Annotated in this window: 17 protein-coding genes and 1 pseudogene; 12 read left to right on the forward strand and 6 right to left on the reverse strand. The window is 59.7% G+C overall.

Translation table 11 applies throughout. From position 1 onward, the window contains the following. The first annotated feature begins 155 nt into the window (after positions 1-155). From dadA to ACZZZU_RS16085, 6 genes are all read left to right on the forward strand, one after another. The gene (gene dadA, locus ACZZZU_RS16060; protein WP_463551174.1) at positions 156-1,454 is read left to right on the forward strand and encodes a D-amino acid dehydrogenase; all 1,299 of its coding nucleotides are present in this window, start codon (positions 156-158) and stop codon (positions 1,452-1,454) included. Continuing rightward, positions 1,429-1,782 (forward strand): RidA family protein, encoded by a 354-nt coding sequence (locus ACZZZU_RS16065; protein ID WP_122497554.1) that lies wholly within the window; start codon positions 1,429-1,431, stop codon positions 1,780-1,782. The genes dadA and ACZZZU_RS16065 overlap by 26 nt, the downstream gene beginning before the upstream one ends. A 39-nt stretch (positions 1,783-1,821) precedes the next feature. Continuing rightward, positions 1,822-2,910, forward strand: coding sequence for an alanine racemase (gene alr / locus ACZZZU_RS16070; protein ID WP_463551175.1), 1,089 nt, complete (start codon positions 1,822-1,824; stop codon positions 2,908-2,910). A gap of 100 nt (positions 2,911-3,010) precedes the next feature. Then, entirely contained in the window at positions 3,011-3,559 is a 549-nt protein-coding gene (locus ACZZZU_RS16075) for a cupin domain-containing protein (protein WP_122497550.1), read from the forward strand. Positions 3,560-3,669: 110 nt separating this feature from the next. Continuing rightward, complete coding sequence (locus ACZZZU_RS16080) at positions 3,670-4,098, forward strand: c-type cytochrome (protein WP_122497548.1); 429 nt, start codon at positions 3,670-3,672, stop codon at positions 4,096-4,098. Between the two features lie 198 nt (positions 4,099-4,296). Next, positions 4,297-6,423, forward strand: a complete 2,127-nt coding sequence (locus tag ACZZZU_RS16085) for an acetyl-CoA hydrolase/transferase C-terminal domain-containing protein (protein ID WP_463551176.1) — start codon at positions 4,297-4,299, stop codon at positions 6,421-6,423. Between the two features lie 27 nt (positions 6,424-6,450). Here the strand turns inward: ACZZZU_RS16085 and ACZZZU_RS16090 are convergent, their stop codons facing one another. After that, positions 6,451-7,023, reverse strand: coding sequence for a xanthine phosphoribosyltransferase (locus ACZZZU_RS16090; protein WP_463540820.1), 573 nt, complete (start codon positions 7,021-7,023; stop codon positions 6,451-6,453). A 61-nt stretch (positions 7,024-7,084) separates the two neighbouring features. Next, positions 7,085-9,094: a DNA helicase Rep gene (gene rep, locus ACZZZU_RS16095; protein ID WP_122449627.1), complete on the reverse strand. Its 2,010-nt coding sequence runs from the start codon at positions 9,092-9,094 to the stop codon at positions 7,085-7,087. A gap of 251 nt (positions 9,095-9,345) precedes the next feature. On the opposite strand from rep, the gene ACZZZU_RS16100 reads away from it, so the two are divergent. After that, positions 9,346-11,022, forward strand: coding sequence for a putative bifunctional diguanylate cyclase/phosphodiesterase (locus ACZZZU_RS16100; RefSeq protein ID WP_463551177.1), 1,677 nt, complete (start codon positions 9,346-9,348; stop codon positions 11,020-11,022). Here the strand turns inward: ACZZZU_RS16100 and ACZZZU_RS16105 are convergent. Further along, positions 10,934-12,373, reverse strand: coding sequence for a NorM family multidrug efflux MATE transporter (locus ACZZZU_RS16105; protein WP_463551178.1), 1,440 nt, complete (start codon positions 12,371-12,373; stop codon positions 10,934-10,936). The genes ACZZZU_RS16100 and ACZZZU_RS16105 overlap by 89 nt on opposite strands. 151 nt (positions 12,374-12,524) lie before the next feature. Between ACZZZU_RS16105 and ACZZZU_RS16110 the strand changes: the two genes are divergently transcribed. From ACZZZU_RS16110 to ACZZZU_RS16120, 3 genes and pseudogenes are all read left to right on the forward strand, one after another. After that, positions 12,525-13,445 carry a LysR substrate-binding domain-containing protein gene (locus ACZZZU_RS16110; RefSeq protein WP_463551179.1) on the forward strand — a complete coding sequence of 307 codons (921 nt, stop codon included), beginning with the start codon at positions 12,525-12,527 and terminating at the stop codon, positions 13,443-13,445. A 191-nt stretch (positions 13,446-13,636) separates the two neighbouring features. After that, positions 13,637-14,758: pseudogene (locus ACZZZU_RS16115) on the forward strand (Cache 3/Cache 2 fusion domain-containing protein); the annotation flags it as partial. 132 nt (positions 14,759-14,890) lie between these two features. Beyond that, positions 14,891-15,613: a methyl-accepting chemotaxis protein gene (locus ACZZZU_RS16120; RefSeq protein WP_463384782.1), complete on the forward strand. Its 723-nt coding sequence runs from the start codon at positions 14,891-14,893 to the stop codon at positions 15,611-15,613. 41 nt (positions 15,614-15,654) lie between these two features. Here ACZZZU_RS16120 and ACZZZU_RS16125 read toward each other — a convergent pair whose 3' ends face one another. From ACZZZU_RS16125 to ACZZZU_RS16135, 3 genes are all read right to left on the reverse strand, one after another. After that, entirely contained in the window at positions 15,655-15,876 is a 222-nt protein-coding gene (locus ACZZZU_RS16125) for a SymE family type I addiction module toxin (RefSeq protein WP_122497534.1), read from the reverse strand. Between the two features lie 166 nt (positions 15,877-16,042). Then, positions 16,043-17,539 carry a YifB family Mg chelatase-like AAA ATPase gene (locus ACZZZU_RS16130; protein ID WP_463551180.1) on the reverse strand — a complete coding sequence of 499 codons (1,497 nt, stop codon included), beginning with the start codon at positions 17,537-17,539 and terminating at the stop codon, positions 16,043-16,045. Positions 17,540-17,578: 39 nt separating this feature from the next. After that, positions 17,579-17,839 carry an accessory factor UbiK family protein gene (locus ACZZZU_RS16135; protein ID WP_463551181.1) on the reverse strand — a complete coding sequence of 87 codons (261 nt, stop codon included), beginning with the start codon at positions 17,837-17,839 and terminating at the stop codon, positions 17,579-17,581. 405 nt (positions 17,840-18,244) lie between these two features. Here ACZZZU_RS16135 and glnK point away from each other — a divergent pair, with 405 nt between their 5' ends. Beyond that, entirely contained in the window at positions 18,245-18,583 is a 339-nt protein-coding gene (gene glnK, locus ACZZZU_RS16140; RefSeq protein ID WP_003457590.1) for a P-II family nitrogen regulator, read from the forward strand. Positions 18,584-18,619: 36 nt separating this feature from the next. Next, positions 18,620-19,936: an ammonium transporter gene (locus tag ACZZZU_RS16145; protein WP_122497528.1), complete on the forward strand. Its 1,317-nt coding sequence runs from the start codon at positions 18,620-18,622 to the stop codon at positions 19,934-19,936. Positions 19,937-20,123 lie beyond the last annotated feature (187 nt).

The following is a 20,123-nucleotide window of genomic DNA, read 5'->3' on the forward strand; positions in this document are numbered from 1 at the left end:
GGGAATCCGCCTCTGCATTAACGGGTTTTGCCAAGAATTCTCGTCGAATATAGCCAGCAATACAGTGAAATGCACTGGCAGCGGCTCAATATACTGCGCGGAATTTCGATCAAGATATCAAACGTCAGCGAGAAATCGCGGCAAGGGAGCAAACCATGCGAGTTCTGGTGTTGGGCAGCGGTGTGATTGGTACGACCAGCGCCTACTATCTGGCCCGTGCTGGCTTCGAAGTGGTTGTGCTTGATCGCCAGGCCGCCCCGGCCATGGAAACCAGCTTCGCCAACGCCGGCCAGGTTTCGCCAGGCTACGCCTCGCCCTGGGCCGCACCGGGCGTTCCCTTGAAAGCCATCAAATGGCTGCTGCAACGCCACGCGCCGCTGGCGATCAAGGCTACTGCCGATATCGACCAATACCTGTGGATGTTGCAGATGCTGCGCAACTGCACCGCCAGCCGTTATGCCGTGAACAAAGAGCGCATGGTGCGGTTGTCGGAGTACAGCCGCGATTGCCTCGACGAACTGCGCGCCGAAACCGGCATCGCCTATGAAGGCCGCAGCCTGGGCACCACCCAATTGTTCCGCACCCAGGCACAGCTCGATAACGCCGCCAAAGACATCGCCGTGCTGGAGCAGTCCGGCGTGCCGTATGAACTGCTGGACCGCGACGGCATTGCCCGCGTTGAACCGGCGCTGGCTGGTGTGACCAATATTCTCGCCGGCGCCCTGCGCCTGCCGAACGACCAGACCGGCGACTGCCAGATGTTCACCACCCGCCTCGCAGAGATGTGCGTGCAGCTGGGCGTGGAGTTCCGGTTCGGTCAGAACATCGAAGGCCTCGACCACGCTGGCGACCGCATCAACGGCGTGTGGGTCAACGGCAAGCTGGAAACGGCTGATCGCTACGTGTTGGCGCTGGGCAGCTACTCGCCGCAATTGCTCAAGCCGCTGGGCATCAAAGCCCCGGTTTACCCGCTCAAGGGTTACTCGCTGACCGTGCCGATCACCAATGGCGACATGGCACCGACCTCGACCATTCTCGATGAAACCTACAAGGTCGCCATCACCCGTTTCGACAACCGCATCCGCGTGGGTGGCATGGCGGAAATCGCCGGCTTTGACTTGAGCCTGAACCCGCGTCGGCGCGAAACCCTGGAAATGATCGTCAACGATCTTTATCCGCAAGGCGGCAACCTGGCCCAGGCCGAGTTCTGGACCGGCCTGCGCCCGACTACGCCGGACGGCACGCCGATCGTGGGCGGCACCTCGTACAAAAATCTGTTCCTGAACACCGGCCACGGCACCCTCGGTTGGACCATGGCCTGTGGCTCTGGTCGTCTGTTGGCTGACTTGATGGCGAAGAAACGCCCGCAAATCAGCGCCGAAGGTCTGGATATCTCCCGTTACGGCCATTCCAAAGAGAGCCACAAACATGCCCATCCAGCGCCTGCACACTGAAACCCGCTACAGCGAAATCGTCATCCACAACGGCACGGTCTACCTGGCCGGCCAACTGGCTGACAGCTATGCAGGCGATGCTGCGCAACAGACCCGCGAAACGCTCGCCAACATCGACCGCCTGCTCGCCGAGGCGGGCACTGACAAGAGCCGCATTCTGTCGGTGACCATCTACCTCAAAGACATGGCCAGCGGTTATGCCGGCCTCAATGCCGTGTGGGACGCCTGGGTAACGCCGGGCACTGCGCCGGCTCGGGCGTGCGTTGAAGCCAAGCTGTACACCGACGAAGCCTTGGTGGAAATGACCGTTATCGCGGCGCTGCCGTAACACCGTTTCTAGCCCTCGACCTTTAGAAGACTCACTGCCATGCGTCCCGCTCGCGCCCTGATTGACCTCGCTGCTCTGCGTCACAACTACCGCCTGGCCCGTGAACTGACCGGGGCCCGCGCCCTGGCTGTGATCAAGGCAGACGCTTACGGGCACGGCGCCGTGCAGTGCGCGCAGGCGTTGCAAAGTGAGGCCGATGGTTTTGCCGTGGCAGCCATTGAAGAGGCGCTGAGCCTGCGCGCTGCGGGCATTCGCGCGCCGATTTTGTTGCTTGAAGGGTTTTTCGAGGCCGACGAGTTGGCGTTGATCGTCGAGCATGATCTTTGGTGTGTGATACACGCGCCGTGGCAGTTGGAAGCGCTCGAACGTACGACGCTGCGCAAACCGTTGCAGATTTGGCTGAAGCTTGACTCAGGCATGCACCGCGTTGGCTTCTTTCCCGAGCAGTACCAAGACGCTTACCGCCGCCTGCAAGCGAGCGGCAAGGCGGAAAAAATCGTGCTGATGACGCACTTCTCTCGCGCCGATGAGCTGGAAAATCCGCGCAGCGAGGAGCAAATGGCCGCTTTCGCCCAAGCCCGCGAAGGGCTACAGGCCGATGTCAGCCTGTTTAATTCGCCGGCGATTCTTGGCTGGTCGTCACGTTTTCCCACGCTGCAAAAGACTGACTGGGTTCGCTCCGGGCTGATGCTGTATGGCGCCAGCCCGTTCGAAACTCCGCACGATCACGCCGCGCGCTTGCAGCCGGTGATGACGCTGGAGTCGAAAATAATCAGCGTGCGCGAGTTACCGGCCGGCGAGCCGATTGGCTACGGCGCCCGGTATGTCACCGAACAACCGACGCGGGTCGGCGTTGTGGCCATGGGGTACGCCGATGGCTATCCGCGCCATGCGCCGAGCGGCACGCCGGTGTCCATCGACGGGAAACTGAGCCGGCTGATCGGTCGGGTTTCCATGGATATGTTGACCGTCGATCTCACAAACATGCCCGAGGCCGGTGTAGGAAGCCGGGTGGAACTGTGGGGAAAACAAGTGCTTGCCAGCGATGTTGCCGCTGCGTCTGGCACTATTCCCTACCAGCTTTTCTGTAATGTGCGCCGCGCGCCACTCGTCTATTCCGGGGCCTAGCGCCAGGCCTGAACAGGATTGCCCTGCAAGTGTTGTAAATACTGAACGCTGTTGCGATGATGCGCCCTCAAATCGGAATTTTCCCAAGGGGGCTCTATCATTGGACGTCGGCGTTCGACTGCAATCTATTCGCAAGCTTAAAGGCCTGTCTCAGCGTGAACTCGCCAAACGTGCGGGCGTCACCAACAGCACCATTTCCATGATCGAGAAGAACAGCGTGAGCCCCTCGATCAGTTCGCTGAAAAAGGTGTTGGCGGGCATACCCATGTCGTTGGTCGAGTTTTTCTCCCTCGAAGTGGAACAGGACAACCACACCCAGGTTGTTTACAAAGCGAGCGAACTGGTCGATTTGTCCAGTGGCGCGGTCACCATGAAATTGGTCGGCAAGGCGCACCCCAGCAGGGCCATCGCCTTTCTCGACGAAACCTATCCGCCAGGCTCTGATACCGGCGACGAGATGCTCACCCATGAAGGTGAGGAGTCGGGTCTGTTGGTGGACGGCCGTCTGGAACTGACGGTGAGCGGCGAGATTTATATCCTCGAAAGCGGCGACAGCTACTACTTTGAAAGCAGCAAGCCGCATCGCTTCCGTAATCCGTTTGAAGAACCGGCGCGGCTTATTTCGGCGACCACGCCGGCCAATTTCTAAGAAACTGCGACAGGATGGCGTGTTTCGACACGCCGACCTTATCGGTATACTGACGCCCGCTCGCGCAACCGTGGCCGCGAGCGTGACTAGCCACGATAGAGGGTGTACGCGTGAACCTAATTAAGAAAATGCTGGCGGCGCATGTCGCTGTGTTGGCCCTCTGGGCGGTCAGCGCTCAGGCTGCGACGACCAATGACGACATCGCTGCGCGACTGAAGCCAGTAGGTGAAGTCTGCATCCAGGGCGAAGAATGCAAAGGCGTTGAAGCCGTTGCGGCTTCTGCTGGCGGCGGCGCAAAAACGCCGGACGACATCATCGCCGCCCACTGTGGCGCATGCCACACCGCTGGCGTACTGGGTGCTCCAAAAATCGGTGATAACGCCGCCTGGAAAGAGCGCGCCGACCACCAAGGCGGCCTCGACGGCCTGCTGGCAAAAGCCATCACCGGTATCAACAGCATGCCGCCCAAAGGCACCTGTGCTGATTGCAGCGATGATGAGCTGAAAGCCACCATCCAGAAAATGTCCGGCCTGAAGTAAAGGTTTGGCATTCAAAAAACCGCCCTCGGGGCGGTTTTTTTATTGCGGCGAAAAGCATCGCGGCTAAAGCCGCTCCCACAGAATTTCGAGGTCTGTGGGAGCGGCTTTAGCCGCGATGCTTTTTTGTTTAAACGAAACGGGCGTCATCCCAGCGATTTTGCAGTCACACTCCACAAGCCAACTTATGGAGATTGACCTGTGGCTCTTAGCTCTCTGGACTACGCCGTCGAACATATTTTGCAGCGCATCGAGGGGCCGATTCATCTCGGTCTGCCACTGGGCTTGGGTAAGCCGAATCGGCTAGTCAACGCTTTGTATCAGCGCATCAAGGCGATGCCCCATCGCTCGCTGACCATTTACACCGCGCTGTCTCTTGGCCGTCCCCACGCCAGCAGTGATCTTGAGCAGCGCTTGATGGCGCCGTTTCTGGAGCGGGTGTTTGGCAATTATCCAGAGCTCGATTATCTGAAAGACCAGCGCCGCGGCGAGCTGCCGGCCAATGTTCAGTTGCAGGAGTTTTATCTGCAGCCGGGCAGCCAGCTGCAAAACACAAAAGCGCAGCAGGCATACGTCAGCCTCAATTACAGCCAGGTGGCGCGAGACCTCAATCGCAAGGGCATCAACGTCGTCGCGCAGTTGGTGGCCGCAGATGTTGCCCGCCCGGACCACGTCAGCCTGAGCTGCAACACCGATATCACCCTCGATTTATTACCGATGCTGCACGCGCGCAAGCAGGCCGGCGAGACGATTGTCTGCGTGGGTCAGATTCATGCTGATCTGCCGTATATGCCGGGCGATGCCGAGCGGCCGCTGGATGACTTCGATGTGCTGGTCGAAGCTGGCGAGCCCAGCACCTTGTTCTCCACGCCGAATATGCCGGTGGGCGTCGCCGATCACGCCATCGGCCTGTACGCCAGCAGCCTGGTGCGCGATGGCGGCACCTTGCAGATTGGCATTGGCTCGATGGGCGACGCAGTGACCGCCGCCTTGCTTAATCGCCAGGGCAACAATGGCAGTTACCAGGCGGCGTTGCAGGCCCTTGATATTGGTCGTTGGGGTGAGTTGGTGGAGCGCTTCGGTGGGCTGCAGCCTTTTGCCAAGGGCCTGTATGGGTGCAGTGAAATGTTGGTGCCGGGCCTGGTGGCGCTGTTCGATGCAGGCATCGTGCGGCGTCCGGTATTTGCTGATGAGCGCTTGCAGCAATTGGCGAACGCGGGAGTTGTGGATGAGCACGGTCATCTCAACCTCGCCGTGTGGCCAAAGGCCGAGCCGGCCATTGTTCTCGATCAGCCGCTGGTCTCCTGGTTGCAAGAGCAGGACATGCTCGAAGCAGGCGTACGCGTCGAAGAGCAACGGGTGCGCTTGCCCGATGGCCGTACCGTGTCTGCCGATCTAACCGATCCGGCGTGCGTGAATGCGTTGCAGGAATACCTGAAACCGACCCCCGCTGGCGTGTGCATTCACGGCGGTTTCTTCCTCGGGCCACGAGCGTTTTATCGGCGCTTGCAGCAGCTCAACGACGAGCGCCGCTCGCGTATCGGCATGACCGGCATCAGCTATATCAACCGGCTATACGGCCAGGAAGATCTGAAACGCTTGCAGCGCACCCAGGCGCGCTTCATCAACAGCGCCTTTTGCGTGACCTTGCTGGGCGCCAGTGCGGCCGATCAGTTGGAAGATGGCCGCGTCATCAGTGGCGTTGGCGGGCAATACGACTTCTTTGCCCAAGCCCATGAGCTGGACGACGCGCGCGCCATTCTGATGCTGCGCAGTTGGCGCGAGGCCGATGGCGAGGTGACCTCCAACATTCGCTGGGAATATGGCCACACCACCATTCCCCGGCACCTGCGCGACATTGTTATTACCGAATACGGCATCGCGGATCTGCGCGGGAAAAACGACAGTCAGGTGATTGCTGCGCTGCTGCAAATTGCCGACTCGCGTTTTCAGAATGAGCTGATCGAGCAGGCGCAGGCGGCGGGCAAGTTAGCGGATGATTTTGTGCTGGACGAGGCGTTTCGCGATAACACGCCGGAGCGTTTGCAGGCTTGTTATGAGCAGCACAAGAACCTGTTCGCGGAATATCCGTTGGGCTGCGACTTCACGGAGGAAGAGCAGGATTTGCTGCGCGCGCTGCGCTGGCTGAAGAGCAAGCTCAAGCTCAGCGAAGTGTTGGAGTTAGGCAAGGCGGCCTTGTTTGATCAGCCGGAGCCAGGGGCGTTTGACGCGCACTTGGAACGGTTGCAATTGGCGCAGCCGGAAGGAATTAAGGAACAGCTTTATCAGAAGCTGGTGCTGGCGGGGTTGCAGGCCACCGCGCCTTAACGCGGTGCCCCGTTTGAGCGGCAATGGTTATTCGAGAAACTCGACCTTGCCGCCTTCCAGCGATTTGATCCGCGCGAGCGACTCGATCCAGTAACCCTGCGAGTCGAGTTCTTCGCGGCCTTTCTGGAAGGATTTTTCGATGACTACGCCAATGCCGACAATGGTCGCGCCAGACTGCTTGATCAGGTCGATCAAACCGTGTGCGGCGCGGCCGTTGGCGAGAAAGTCGTCGATCAGCAACACGCGGTCGGTAGGCAGCAAGTGCTTGGCCGACACGGCGATGGTGCTTTCAGTCTGCTTGGTGAACGAGAACACCTTGGAAACCAGCAGGTTGTCGGTCAGGGTCAGCGACTGGTATTTGCGCGCGAAAATCACCGGCACCCCCAGTTCCAGACCGGCCATGATCGAGGGCGCGATGCCCGACGCTTCGATGGTGACGATTTTGGTGATGCCCTGATTTTTGAACAGGTCCGCAAACGCCTGGCCGATTTGCTGCATCAGGCGTGGGTCGATCTGGTGGTTGAGAAAGGCGTCGACCTTGAGCACTTGGTCGGACAGCACCACGCCTTCTTCAATAATCTTCGTTTTCAGCGCTTCCATCTCAAGGCTCTCGTGTTAACAGTGCAGGTTAGTAAAGGCAGGGGCGCTCGGCAGCGCCCGATTATTTTTTCATCATGGCGCGGATGTCAGCCAGAGCCGCGTTGCCGCGTACCGCTTTGACTTCCACGGGCGTGTCTTCCAAGCCTTCCCACGACAAATCTTCGGGCGGCAATTCGTCGAGGAAACGACTTGGCGAGCAGTCGATGATCTCGCCGTATTGTTTGCGTTTGGCCGCGAAGGTGAACGCCAACGTCTGCCGCGCGCGGGTGATGCCCACGTACGCCAGGCGGCGTTCTTCCTCGATGGTGTCGGCTTCGATGCTGGAGCGGTGGGGCAGAATTTCTTCTTCCATACCAATGATGAACACGTACGGAAATTCCAGGCCTTTGGATGCGTGCAACGTCAGCATTTGCACGCCTTCGGCGCCTTCTTCCTCTTCTTGCTGACGTTCCAGCATGTCGCGCAACACCAGCTTGCCGATGGCGTCTTCAATGGTCATGTCGCCGTCTTCGTCGCGCTCAAGGGTGTTCTTCAGCGCATCGATTAGGAACCAGACGTTGCCCATCCGCGCCTCGGCCACTTTGTCGCTGGAGGCGTTCTGGCGCAGCCAGTTTTCGTAATCGATGTCCATGACCATGCTGCGCAACACGGCGATCGGCTCGTTCTCGGCGCACTGCTGGCGAATCTTGTCCATCCAGTGTTTGAACCGTTGCAGGCGTTCGCTGTAACGGCTGTCCAGATGCTCGCCCAGGCCCATTTCGTCGGCGGCGTTGTACATGGAAATCTTGCGCTCAGTGGCGTAGTTGCCGAGCTTTTCCAGGGTGGTGGAACCGATTTCGCGACGCGGCACGTTGATCACACGCAAGAAGGCGTTGTCGTCATCGGGGTTCACCAACAGCCGGAAGTAGGCCATCAAATCCTTCACTTCCTGCCGCGCGAAAAAACTGGTGCCGCCCGATAAACGATAGGGAATCTGGTGGTGCTGAAGTTTCAGCTCCATCAGTTTTGCCTGGTAGTTGCCGCGATACAAAATTGCGAAATCGCTGTACGGCCGGTCGGTGCGCAGGTGCAGGCTGAGAATTTCCATGGCCACGCGTTCGCATTCGGCGTCTTCGTTTTTGCAACGAATCACGCGGATTTCATCGCCATGGCCCATCTCGCTCCACAGCTGTTTTTCGAAGGCGTGCGGGTTGTTGGCGATCAGCGTGTTGGCGCATTTGAGGATGCGGCTGGTGGAGCGGTAGTTCTGCTCAAGCATCACGACTTTGAGCGAGGGAAAGTCCTCTTTCAGCAGCATGAGGTTTTCCGGTCGTGCGCCGCGCCAGGCATAAATCGACTGGTCGTCATCACCCACCACGGTGAACTGATTGCGCATGCCCACTAGCATTTTCACCAGCAGGTATTGGCTGGCGTTAGTGTCCTGGTATTCGTCCACCAGCAGGTAGCGCACCTTGTTCTGCCATTTTTCGAGGATGTCGGCGTGGTCCTGGAACAGTTTTACCGGCAGCAAGATCAGGTCGTCGAAGTCCACCGCGTTGTACGCCTTGAGCGTGCGCTGGTAGTGCATGTAGACGATGGCCGCGGTTTGTTCTTTGGGGTTGCGCGCGTTTTCCAGCGCTTCGGGCGGCAAGATCAGGTCGTTTTTCCACGAGCCGATGTAGCCTTTGATCTCGTCGATGCCGTCGTCGCCCGAGTACTCTTTTTGCATGATGTCGCTGAGCAGCGCCTTGATGTCGCCGTCATCGAAAATCGAGAAGCCGGGTTTGTAGCCCAGGCGGGCATATTCCTTGCGGATGATGTTCATGCCCAGGTTGTGGAAGGTGCAAACGGTCAGGCCGCGTCCTTCCACGCCTTTGAGCAAGGTGCCAACGCGCTCTTTCATTTCGCGCGCGGCCTTGTTGGTAAAGGTCATCGCCACGATGTGTTGCGCGCGGATGCCGCACTGTTGAACCAGGTGCGCAATTTTGCGGGTGATTACGCTGGTCTTGCCAGAACCGGCGCCAGCGAGCACCAATAGTGGGCCGCCGACGTAGTTCACGGCTTCTTGCTGCCGGGGATTGAGTCGGGACATGTCGTTGTATCGCAGGAAAGTGGGCGCGCATTTTAGCAGGCCTGATGCACAATGCCTTAACCGTCTGGATACTGTGACGCACGCCATACTGGCCGCGTGATGGTCTTGGTTATTTCAGACAATGCAGTACGCTAGTGCCTCATCAGCGGGGGCTGATGGGGAATACATCGCACAGGATGTGCGCAAGAGACGCCGATAACGGCGCGAAAGGGCGGTAGAACCGCCATGTGGATTGTTTTGGGGGAAGTCGTTTGTCCGCGCATGTTGAAATCTTGCGTATTGTCCTGCTGGCCGAAACGCCAGAATGGGCGGCGCTGTTGCGCGAGCATTTGGCGGCGATGGGCAACCCGTCGGCGCTGATTACCGCACCTTCCTGGGCGGCCGCCAGTGGCCTGTTCGATGATCACGCCCACGGCCTTCTGTTAACCACACCTAGCCTTCAGCCTGCTCCCGGCAGTTGCCCGTTGCCCACCGTTCTACTGCTAGAACACGAGCCGGCCGAGCCGCCGGTTGGCATCAGCGATTGGCTGGTTCGCGAGACATTGAGCGCCGATACCCTGCGCCGCTGCCTGCGTTATGTGCGCGAGCACGGCGTGCTTAAAGACACGCTTCAGCGCCTGGCCGAGCAGGATCCGCTCACTGGCATCGCCAACCGCCAAGGCTTTCAAACCCTGCTCACCGCGCAATTGGCTGAATTCAAAGGCCGTGGGCTGGCGCTCGGGCATCTGGATCTCGACAACTTCCGCCACGCCAACGATGCGCTCGGTCACCAGGCCGGGGACCGCCTGATTTTGCAGGTAGTGGCGCGGCTCAAAGCGCAACTCTCCGTAGATGATCATCTGGCCCGTTTAGGCAGCGATGAATTTGCCCTGCTGCTGGATATCCGCCGCGATCCCAAGCGCGCCGAGCGCATGGCCGAACGCATTACCGAAGCACTGTCCGAGCCCTACTGGGTCGATGGCGAAAGCCTGCTGATCGGCTGCAGCCTAGGTGTGGCGCACGCCCGTGCCGACGCCGGCGCCGATCCGCTGATGTGGCATGCCCATATCGCCATGCAGCAGGCCAAGAGCCAGCAGGGCTGCACCTTTCACGTTTTTGACGAGCGCATCAATCGCAATGCCCGCAGTCTTGCCGACCTGGAAAGCGAACTGCGCCGCGCCTTGCGCCGCGATGAACTGGAGCTGCATTACCAGCCGCGCCTGTGCCTGAAAACCGGGCATATTCTGGGCCTTGAAGCGCTGGTGCGCTGGCGCCACGCCGAGCGCGGGTTGCTGGCGCCTAACGAGTTCGTACCATTGGCCGAAGAGAGCGGGCTGATTGTGCCGCTGGGTTACTGGGTTATTTCGCGCGCGTTGCGCGATATGCAGTGGCTGCGCGGGCGCGGTTTGCCGGCGCTGCATATGGCGGTGAACCTGTCGTTTCGCCAGTTCCAAGACAGTCAGTTGCTGAGCACCCTGGCGCGCCTGATCGAGGAGCGCGGCGTTGACGCGCAGTGGCTGGAATTCGAATTGACCGAAACCGCCGTGATGCGCCGCAGTGATCACGTACAACAAACCATGAAGGCGCTGGGCAAGCTCGGCGTGCGTTTTTCCCTCGACGATTTCGGCACCGGTTTTTCATCGTTCGTGCACCTGAACAACCTGCCGATCACCATGTTGAAGATCGACAAGAGCTTTGTCGGCGGCATGGATAACCGCCCCGAGAATCGTCAGTTAGTCCGGGCAATGATCAACCTGGCGCATAACCTGGAACTGGCCGTGGTGGCCGAAGGCGTGGAAAACGCCGAGCAGCTGGCGCTGCTGCGTCAGTTTGGCTGCGATCAGGTGCAGGGTTACTTGGTCAGCAAGCCTCTGCCCCTGGCCGATCTGGCGCGTTTTCTGGTGTTTGGCAATCGTCAGGCGATGCTGTCGGGGCCACTGTCGGGCTGAGTGCCAGCAGCCGCGCGGTTTTCCATTCAAACCCCAGCGTTAGACCCAGCGCCGCGCAGGCCAAGCCGGCGGCTAAACCCCACCACACGCCTTGCGCGCCCCAGCCCAAGTGAAATGCCAGCAACCAGGCGGCTGGCGCACCGACAGCCCAATAACAAACCAGCCCAACAAAGAACGTGGTTTTGGCGTCTTTCAAACCGCGTATCGCGCCCATGGCGATGGTTTGAATGCCATCGAACAACTCGAACCAGGCGGCGATGGCCAATAAACTCACCGCCAGGGCGACGATGCTGGCGAATTCGGGATCGCGGGCATCCAGAAACAGATCAACTACCGCGTAGGGCGCCAGCCAGAACAGCAGCGCGAAACCGAGCATGCAGCAACCGCCAATGGCGATGCCCAGGCGGCCGGCGCGACGTGCATCGGCCAGCCGCCCCGCGCCGAAGTGTTGCCCAATACGGAAGGTCACCGCGTAGGAAATGCCCACCGGCACCATAAACGCCACGTACACCGACTGCAGCGCAATTTGGTGCGCCGCCAGTTGCGTACTGCCCAGTGCGCCCATGCACAGCGCGGCGAAGGCAAACAGTCCGGACTCCACCGCGTAGGTACCGCCAATCGGCAGGCCCAGGCGCAGCAGCTCTTTCATCGCCGCCCGATCCGGGCGCAGCAGTCCGACAAACACCGGATACAACCGATAAGCCCGATGGCGCATCACATGCAGCGCCAGCAGCAGCGCCATAACGGTGCTGACGATGGCAGTTACCAACCCGATTCCCGCCAGACCCAAATGCGGCAGGCCAAACAGGCCGTGAATCAGCGCGTAATTCAGGCCCAGATTTGCCACCGCGCCGCCAATGCTGATCGCCATCACCGGACCTGCTCGGCCCAAGGCGCTGGTAAATCCGCGCAGCGCCATAAAGGTCATGTAACCGGGCAGTGCGAACGCCAATGTCGAAAGAAACTGCTCGGCGCCGTGCACGCTCTCGGGCGACTGACCAAACATCAACAGAATCGGCCCCAGGTTCCACAGCAGCACACCCGCCGCTACTGCCATGGCCCAGCCGAGCCACAAGCCGTTCTGGCTGATGTGCACCACGCCGCGTGCATCGTTGCTGCCGTGGCGAATCGCGACCAGATTGCCCACGGCGGCAATAACGCCCACGCAGAAGATTGAAACGAACGAATAGCTCGCCGCGCCAAGCCCGCCGCCCGCCAGTTCCGCCGGGCCGAGCAGGCCCATCATCACAGTGTCGGTAAACACCATCATCACGTGCGCCAATTGCGCGGCGATCAAGGGGCCCGCCAATCGCAGGATGGCTTTTAATTCGGCTTGGGTGGCATTGGGCATGATGAGTCTGACTCAAACTGAAAAAGGCGCCCGCTTTACGCTGGCGTTATGAAGAGCCGCTATCTTGCGAGAGAAAACGGGACGCCACAAAAGGATAAAAACGATGCCAGGCATGACTTAAACTCATGTCTTGTCGATAAGGAGTTGCGCGATGACTCAGCGTCTTCCCGGTTTGTATGCTTTGCGCGCCTTTGAGGCGGCCGCCCGTTACAGCTCGTTCACACAAGCGGCGCAAGAATTGGCCATCACTCAAAGCGCCGTGAGCCGGCACATCCGTACGCTGGAAGAACATTTTGGCTGCCGTCTTTTTCAGCGTGCCGGGCGGACGTTACAGCTCACGGAAGCGGCTCGCCTGTTACTGCCTGGTATACGCGACGGTTTCGCTGCGCTTGAGCGGGCATGCGCCACGTTGCGCACCGACGAAACCACGCTGCGACTCAAGGCTCCTTCAACGTTGACGATGCGATGGTTACTGGCGCGGTTGTCGCGTTTTCGCCTACTCGGCGACGGCTTGGAAGTGCAGCTGACCAGCGCTTGGATGGATGTCGATCGGGTGGATTTTCAGCAAGAGCCCTTCGATTGCGCGGTATTGCTGGGTAAGGGCGAATTTCCCGAGGATTGGGAAAGCGTGCCGCTATTTGCTGAGTGGCTTATTCCTGTTTGCGCACCGGAAGCGGTGGGCCAGGCGCCTTGGGATGTGCCGCGATTGCAGCAGGCGCAACTGCTTCATCCCACTCCCGACCGTCGCGACTGGCGGCGTTGGCTGGAAGCGATGGGGTTGGCCGAGCAGATTCCGCTCAAGGGCGGGCAGGTATTCGACACATTGGAGCTGGGCATGGTCGCCGCGGCGCGGGGCTACGGCGTTTCGATTGGCGATCTGGTGATGGTGGCTGAAGACGTCGCCCATGGCCGGCTAGCGTTGCCATGGCCCAGCGCAGTGGCCAGCGGCGACAGTTATTTCCTGGTGTGGCCTAAGGCCCGGCGCGGCCAGGCGCGCTATCAACGACTGCGCGATTACCTATTAAATGAGGTGCACGTCATGCAGTTACCTGACGTCGTACATCTTCTGTAATCTTTGTTCGGTAAATATGCGACGGAGTGCTGGCTAAATGCCGCTTTTTATTTGACGCACGATTTCACTCAAGTATTCTTCGCGCCCCGCCGAACACCTATGTAAGCAGGCTGCCTTCCACAAGCGGGCGGCCTTTTTTCTGCTTTTATAAGGAAGCGGTTCCACAGCCGTATTACCCCACGGAGATGTACATGTCCCAGCCCCGCTCTCGCATTGCCTGGCAGCTCGCGTCTGCTTTGGCCGTGATTCTGGTGTTGTTGATTGGTCTGAGCACCTTGTTTGCCCTGCGCTCATTGAGTAACGCGACGCTGGCAACCCGCGAAGAACACCTTGGCAGCGAAGCGCGTTTGCTGGCCGACCAATTAAGCACCTTCCATGACAGCCTTCGAGAAAGTACCCAGCGTTTGGCCGGGCTGTTCGAGCAGCGTTTTCGTGAGGGGCTGAACGTGCACGCCGATGAGCGTGTAGCTGTCGGTGCGCTGCAGACGCCTGCGCTTTATCTGGGCGATGTGCGCCTGAACAACGAATTCAACGAGGTGGACGAGTTCCGCAACCTCACCGCCGGCGTGGCGACCGTATTTGTGCGCGACGGCGACGAGTTCATTCGGGTCACCACTTCCCTGACCAAGCAGGACGGTAGCCGCGCAATCGGCACCGCGCTCGATCACGCACACCCCGCATACCAACGTTTGCTCGGCGGGCAAAACTATGTGGGCCGCGCCCTGTTGTTCGACCGCTTCTACATGACGCAGTACACGCCGGTGGCTGATCCGTCGGGCCGCGTGATTGCTGTGTTGTTCGTAGGCTTCGATTACACCGCTGCGCAAAACGCCCAGTTCGAAAACCTCAAGCGTTTCCGCATTGGCGCTACCGGGTCGTTGGCGTTGCTGGATGAGCAGAAACATTGGCTGGTGCCGCCAGCGGGTGCTCAACAGCCCGAGAAAGCCATCGAGACGATTGCGTCGCTGGCAACCAAGCCTGGCGAAGGCGAGTTTTGGGACGACGGTGAGCAGTCGTTCTATAGCGTTGCCATGCCTTTTACTGGCGGGCCGTGGACGGTATTGGCCAGCATGCCCAAGGCCGAAATCGAAGCGGTGACCTGGCACGTCGGCAGCCAACTGGCTATCGGCAGCCTGATTACGTTGCTGTTGGCCGTTGGCGCTGTGATCTGGTTGCTGCGCCGCAAGCTGCGTCCTTTGGGCGACTTGGTTGAGCAGGCGCAAGCCCTCGGCAACGGTGACCTCAGCGTGCGCCTGAATATCACCAGTCACGATGAAATTGGCGAACTCGCTCGTAACTTCAACCAGATGGGCGAAGCCCTGTCGACCATGGTCGCGCGTATTCGCGGCGCAGCTGAAAACGTCAGCAGCCGGGCGCAAGCGTTGGCTGGGTTGTCGTCCGGCGCTTATGAAGGCATCGAGCAACAGTCCGGCGAAATCAGCAGCATGGCCGGCGCGGTCGAAGAGTTCAGCGCCACCTCGCTCAACATCGCCGACAACATGCGTCACACCGAACGCCTGGCTAACGAAAACTCGCAGCAAACGCGCATTGGCCGCACTTCCATGGAGGAAGCGTCTAGCGCGCTGGAGCAGATTTCCAGTTCCCTGAATGGCACCGCCGACGTCATCAACACCCTCGGTCAGCGCTCGCAGGAAATTGGCGGCATTGTCAGTGTGATTACTTCCATTGCCGACCAAACCAACCTGCTCGCACTCAACGCCGCGATCGAAGCGGCGCGGGCTGGCGAGCAGGGCCGCGGCTTTGCTGTGGTCGCGGATGAAGTGCGCAGCCTAGCGGGTCGCACCCGTGACGCGACCAACGAAATCTCCGCCATGATCCAAAGCATTCAGGGCGAAACCAGCAGCGCTATCGCCACCATGGAGCAAGGCAAAGTGCAGATGCTCGACGGCTTGCAGCGCAACGCCAAAGTCGCTCAAGCACTTACGCAGATTGCCGAGCAAAGCCAAGCAGCCGGTGAGCAGTTCGCCGCCATCACCACGGCTACCAGCGAGCAGAGCAGCACCGCCACCATGCTGAGCAGCAATCTGCAAAGCATTGCATTGGCCAACAGCGAGCAGCACGAAGTGATCACCAACCTCGCTGAAACTGCCAGAGAGCTGGATCAGTTGGCCGCCGGATTGCGCGCAGAGGTCGGGCGATTCCAGTAACGCAACGCATGAAAAATCCCCGGCATTGTCCGGGGATTTTTTTATGCGGCGGTTATTACCAGACAACCTTGAATGATGCGCACGCGGATCATGCTGTTCGCCTCGAAACCTGCCTGCTGCAACCAGAGACCTTTAAGTTGAATCCAGGGTATTTGCTTGGGTAGCGCATAGATGCTCTCGCGCTTACCGGGCGCCACGTAATCCGCAGAGATCTTAAGCTGCCGCTCGGTGAATTGAGGAAGCATTACTTGTTGAATAGTCATGGGCAGACTCCTGCTCTAGAGGCATTGGCCAGCCGGGGTGCGGGATTGCACGCGACGGACCTTGAGCCTCACTGTGGGCGTTCGGATGCTGTATATCCATACACTATTGCTGGGCGTGCGACCGGCTGCGGCTGAAGTGCGGCAGGGATAAATCCTCGAAGTTCGGTTACTCCTGAGGAGCGCCCCTGTATTGCAGGGCTTCAGCGAGGTGTTCACGGGCGATGGCTGAAGCGTTTTGCAGGTCAGCCAGCGTGCGAGCCACTTTTAAAATCCGATGAGCCGCGCGCAACGACAAGCCGAGGCGCTCGCATGCAGTTTCGAGCCAGGCCTGATCGCTTTGCAGCAACCCACAATGTTCGCGCAAGCCAGGCAGGTCGAGGAACGCGTTGGCAATACCTTGCCGCTCTGTCTGGAGGGTTCTGGCGCGCGCCACCTGAGCGGCCGCCGTGGCGGTTGAAGTATTGGACGAGGTCGTGGCGTGCAACACCGTGGTTTCACGAGCCACCGTGACATGCAGGTCGATACGATCCAGCAGTGGGCCGGACAGTTTTCCTCGGTAGCGTTGTAGTTGCTCCGTACTGCACCGGCACCGCCCGCTTGGGTCGCCAAGGTAGCCGCACGGGCAGGGATTCATGGCGGCTACCAATTGAAAGCGCGCCGGGAAGTGCACTTTGTCTTTGGCTCGGGCGATGACGATATGGCCGCTTTCTAGAGGCTCGCGCAGCACTTCGAGTACGCGTCGATCAAATTCAGGAAGCTCATCCAGAAACAGTACGCCATGGTGCGCCAGAGTGATTTCGCCGGGCTGGGGGCGACTGCCTCCGCCGACCAATGCCGGCCCCGACGCTGTGTGGTGGGGATGGCGAAACGGCCGTTGCGGCCAGGCGCTCATCGGCGTGTGGCTGGCGACCGATTGAATCGCCGCCACTTCGAGCGCTTCCTGCTCATTCAGCGGGGGTAGCAGCCCTGGGAGTCTGCTGGCGAGTAGCGTCTTGCCAGTGCCCGGTGGACCGCTTAGCAGCAGATTGTGAGACCCCGCAGCAGCCACCAGCAGCGCCCGTTTTGCGGCGATCTGGCCTTGCACTTCGCAAAGATCCGGGTAGGGCGCGCATTGGCGCAATAGTCCCTTTGCCTGATAAGGCGCGATGGGGGCGAGCCCATTGAAGTGGGCGGCCAGCTCCAGCAGGTGATCGGCAGCCAGCACCGTCAGGCCTGACGCCAAACTGGCTTCTTCGGCGTTGCAGCGCGGCACTACCAAGGTGCGCCCCGCGGCACGCACCGCAAGCGCTGCCGGCAATACGCCCTGTACTGGGCGTAAGGCGCCTGAGAGCGCCAGCTCCCCGAGGCATTCGATATGTTCCAGCGCGGCCAATGGAACCTGGCCGCTGGCGGCGAGTATTCCAAGCGCGATGGCCAAATCGAAGCGGCCGCCGTCTTTAGGTAAATCGGCTGGAGCGAGGTTTAAGGTGATACGACGTTGGGGAAATTCGAAGGCGCAATTCAGAATCGCGCTACGCACGCGGTCCTTGCTTTCTTTGACGGCGGTTTCAGGCAAGCCCACCAGGGTCAGCGAGGGCAGGCCATTGGCCAAGTGCGCTTCGACGATTACAGAGGGTGCTTGGACGCCGACTTGGGCGCGGCTATGGACGATAGCCAAAGACATGGATCACTCCTTGATCACATGCCGCTCAGTCCGAGTGGATTACTCGCTGGGCGGCGTTAATTTTTCTTCCAACTCAGCGACCTTCGCCTCAAGCGCTTCAAGGCGCGCACGGGTGCGGGCAAGCACGGCCATCTGACTGTCAAACTCTTCGCGGCTAACCAAGTCGAGCTTGCTGAAGCCACTTTGCAGCAGCACTTTAAATTGGCTTTCGAACTCGCTGCGCGGCAAGGGGGGTTCGCCATTGAACAAGCGCGAGGCGTGGGTGCTTAGGGCGTCAAGTAGGGCTTTAGGCGGCAGCATAAGAAGGTTCCAAATTGGTCGGCCGGCAGTGTAACACGCAGCATTAGGACGCCAGGCCGAGGGGTTTTGCACGGTTTTGGCGCGTAGCCGAAGTGAGGCTTGCACCGTTGTTGAGCGTGACTCGCCCGGGCGCTTTGGTCACGGCGCAGCTTTGACCCCATAACTCGCTGAATTCCAAGCTTTTCCCTGAGCTGGCAAGCTTTCTGCTTAGTGGGCTATGACGCATGCACCGATGCAGTTCGGCTGCGTAAGGCGAAGCGGGGGAGTCGTTTCGTCAGGAGCGATTGGTTGTGTCGAGAGCCCTCCCTGAGGACGTTCGATGCGTTACAAAGCCAGACACTGCGCTTAGACTTGAACCGGGTTCGTTTTTCCTGGGGCAAGTCCACCAATACGGGAGAGAGTTTCATGAAGTTAGTAACTGCCATCATCAAACCGTTCAAGCTGGACGATGTGCGCGAGTCGCTATCGGAGATCGGCGTGCAGGGCATTACTGTCACTGAAGTCAAAGGCTTCGGTCGTCAGAAAGGCCATACCGAGTTGTATCGCGGCGCCGAATACGTGGTCGATTTCTTGCCCAAAGTGAAGATCGACGTGGCCATTGCTGATGATCAGCTGGACCGCGTTATCGAAGCCATCACCAAGGCGGCCAACACCGGCAAGATCGGTGACGGCAAGATCTTCGTGGTCAATCTGGAACAGGCCATCCGCATCCGTACCGGCGAAACCGGCACCGACGCAATCTAAAAAGCCGCCGAACCCAACGCCCCAGGAGAAAACAATATGACTCTGCGTAAGCTCGCAGGGCTAGGAGCCCTTTTGTCCCTCGTTACCCCAGGCTTGGCCATGGCGGACGAGGTTGTGTTGAATACCGGCGACACGGCGTGGATGCTGACCGCTACCGCCTTGGTGCTGTTTATGACCATCCCGGGCCTCGCGCTGTTCTACGGCGGCATGGTTCGCTCCAAGAACATCCTTTCGGTGATGATGCAGTGCTTCGCCATCACCGGCCTGATCAGCATTCTGTGGGTCGTTTACGGCTACAGCATGACGTTCGATGTCACTGGCATGGAACAGGGCGTTGTTAACTTCAATTCGTTTGTAGGCGGGCTGTCCAAAGCCTTCCTGGCCGGCGTCACGCCAGCCAGCCTGACCTACGCGGTCCCGGAAGCTGTGTTCATCACCTTCCAAATGACCTTCGCCATCATTACTCCTGCTCTGATCGTCGGCGCTTTCGCAGAACGCATGAAGTTCTCCGCCATGCTGATCTTCATGGGTGTGTGGTTCACGCTGGTTTACGCGCCAATCGCCCACATGGTGTGGAGCGGTAACGGCGGTCTGATGTGGGACTGGGGCGTACTGGACTTCGCTGGCGGCACCGTGGTGCACATCAACGCCGGTATCGCCGGTCTGGTTGCCTGCATCGTGATGGGCAAGCGCAAAGGCTACCCAACCACGCCAATGGCACCGCACAACCTGGGCTACACCCTGGTAGGTGCTGCGATGCTGTGGATCGGCTGGTTCGGCTTTAACGCCGGCTCCGCTGTTGCTGCCAACGGCACCGCCGGCATGGCCATGCTGGTTACCCAGATCGCCACCGCTGCTGCGGCGCTGGGCTGGATGTTCGCCGAGTGGATTACCCACGGTAAGCCAAGTGCTCTGGGCATCGCTTCGGGTGTGGTCGCCGGTCTGGTGGGCATTACTCCGGCCGCTGGTACCGTAGGCCCAATGGGCGCTCTGGTAATCGGTCTGGCTGCTGGCGTGATCTGCTTCTTCTGCGCCACTACCCTGAAACGCAAACTGGGCTACGACGATTCCTTGGATGCCTTTGGTGTTCACGGTATCGGCGGCATCGTCGGCGCAATTCTCACCGGCGTATTCGCAGCACCTGCACTGGGTGGCTTCGGCACCGTTGAAGACATCGGCGCGCAAGTGATCACTCAGATCAAAGGCGTCGGCTTCACCGTGATCTACACCGCGGTCGTCACGTTTGTGATCCTGAAAGTGCTGGACCTGGTGATGGGTCTGCGTGTTAGCGAAGAAGAAGAGACGGTGGGTCTCGACTTGGCGCAACACAACGAGCGTGGCTACAACCTGTAAGCTTTTTACAGGCAACACCCGCAGAAAAAATGCCCGGCTTTTGCCGGGCATTTTGCGTTTTGCGCTAGCGTGATTTACGACCATTGTCGAGCGCCGCGGGCTTGAAAAGATGGATCGCTTAAATAAACTCAAACGCTCTGGCCTGCGCCCTTTGCTTTTTCCACGAGCACGCTAGAATGCGCGCCGA

Source organism: Pseudomonas sp. AC136 (assembly GCF_979258585.1).

Bases quoted from the DNA above. Each gene is read 5' to 3' on its own strand.
- dadA (WP_463551174.1), top strand. From the start codon at position 156: ATGCGAGTTCTGGTGTTGGGCAGCGGTGTGATTGGTACGACCAGCGCC.
- ACZZZU_RS16065 (WP_122497554.1), top strand. From the start codon at position 1,429: ATGCCCATCCAGCGCCTGCACACTGAAACCCGCTACAGCGAAATCGTC.
- alr (WP_463551175.1), top strand. From the start codon at position 1,822: ATGCGTCCCGCTCGCGCCCTGATTGACCTCGCTGCTCTGCGTCACAAC.
- ACZZZU_RS16090 (WP_463540820.1), bottom strand. From the start codon at position 7,023: ATGGAAGCGCTGAAAACGAAGATTATTGAAGAAGGCGTGGTGCTGTCC.
- rep (WP_122449627.1), bottom strand. From the start codon at position 9,094: ATGTCCCGACTCAATCCCCGGCAGCAAGAAGCCGTGAACTACGTCGGC.
- ACZZZU_RS16105 (WP_463551178.1), bottom strand. From the start codon at position 12,373: ATGCCCAATGCCACCCAAGCCGAATTAAAAGCCATCCTGCGATTGGCG.
- ACZZZU_RS16110 (WP_463551179.1), top strand. From the start codon at position 12,525: ATGACTCAGCGTCTTCCCGGTTTGTATGCTTTGCGCGCCTTTGAGGCG.
- ACZZZU_RS16120 (WP_463384782.1), top strand. From the start codon at position 14,891: ATGGCCGGCGCGGTCGAAGAGTTCAGCGCCACCTCGCTCAACATCGCC.
- ACZZZU_RS16125 (WP_122497534.1), bottom strand. From the start codon at position 15,876: ATGACTATTCAACAAGTAATGCTTCCTCAATTCACCGAGCGGCAGCTT.
- ACZZZU_RS16130 (WP_463551180.1), bottom strand. From the start codon at position 17,539: ATGTCTTTGGCTATCGTCCATAGCCGCGCCCAAGTCGGCGTCCAAGCA.
- ACZZZU_RS16135 (WP_463551181.1), bottom strand. From the start codon at position 17,839: ATGCTGCCGCCTAAAGCCCTACTTGACGCCCTAAGCACCCACGCCTCG.
- glnK (WP_003457590.1), top strand. From the start codon at position 18,245: ATGAAGTTAGTAACTGCCATCATCAAACCGTTCAAGCTGGACGATGTG.
- ACZZZU_RS16145 (WP_122497528.1), top strand. From the start codon at position 18,620: ATGACTCTGCGTAAGCTCGCAGGGCTAGGAGCCCTTTTGTCCCTCGTT.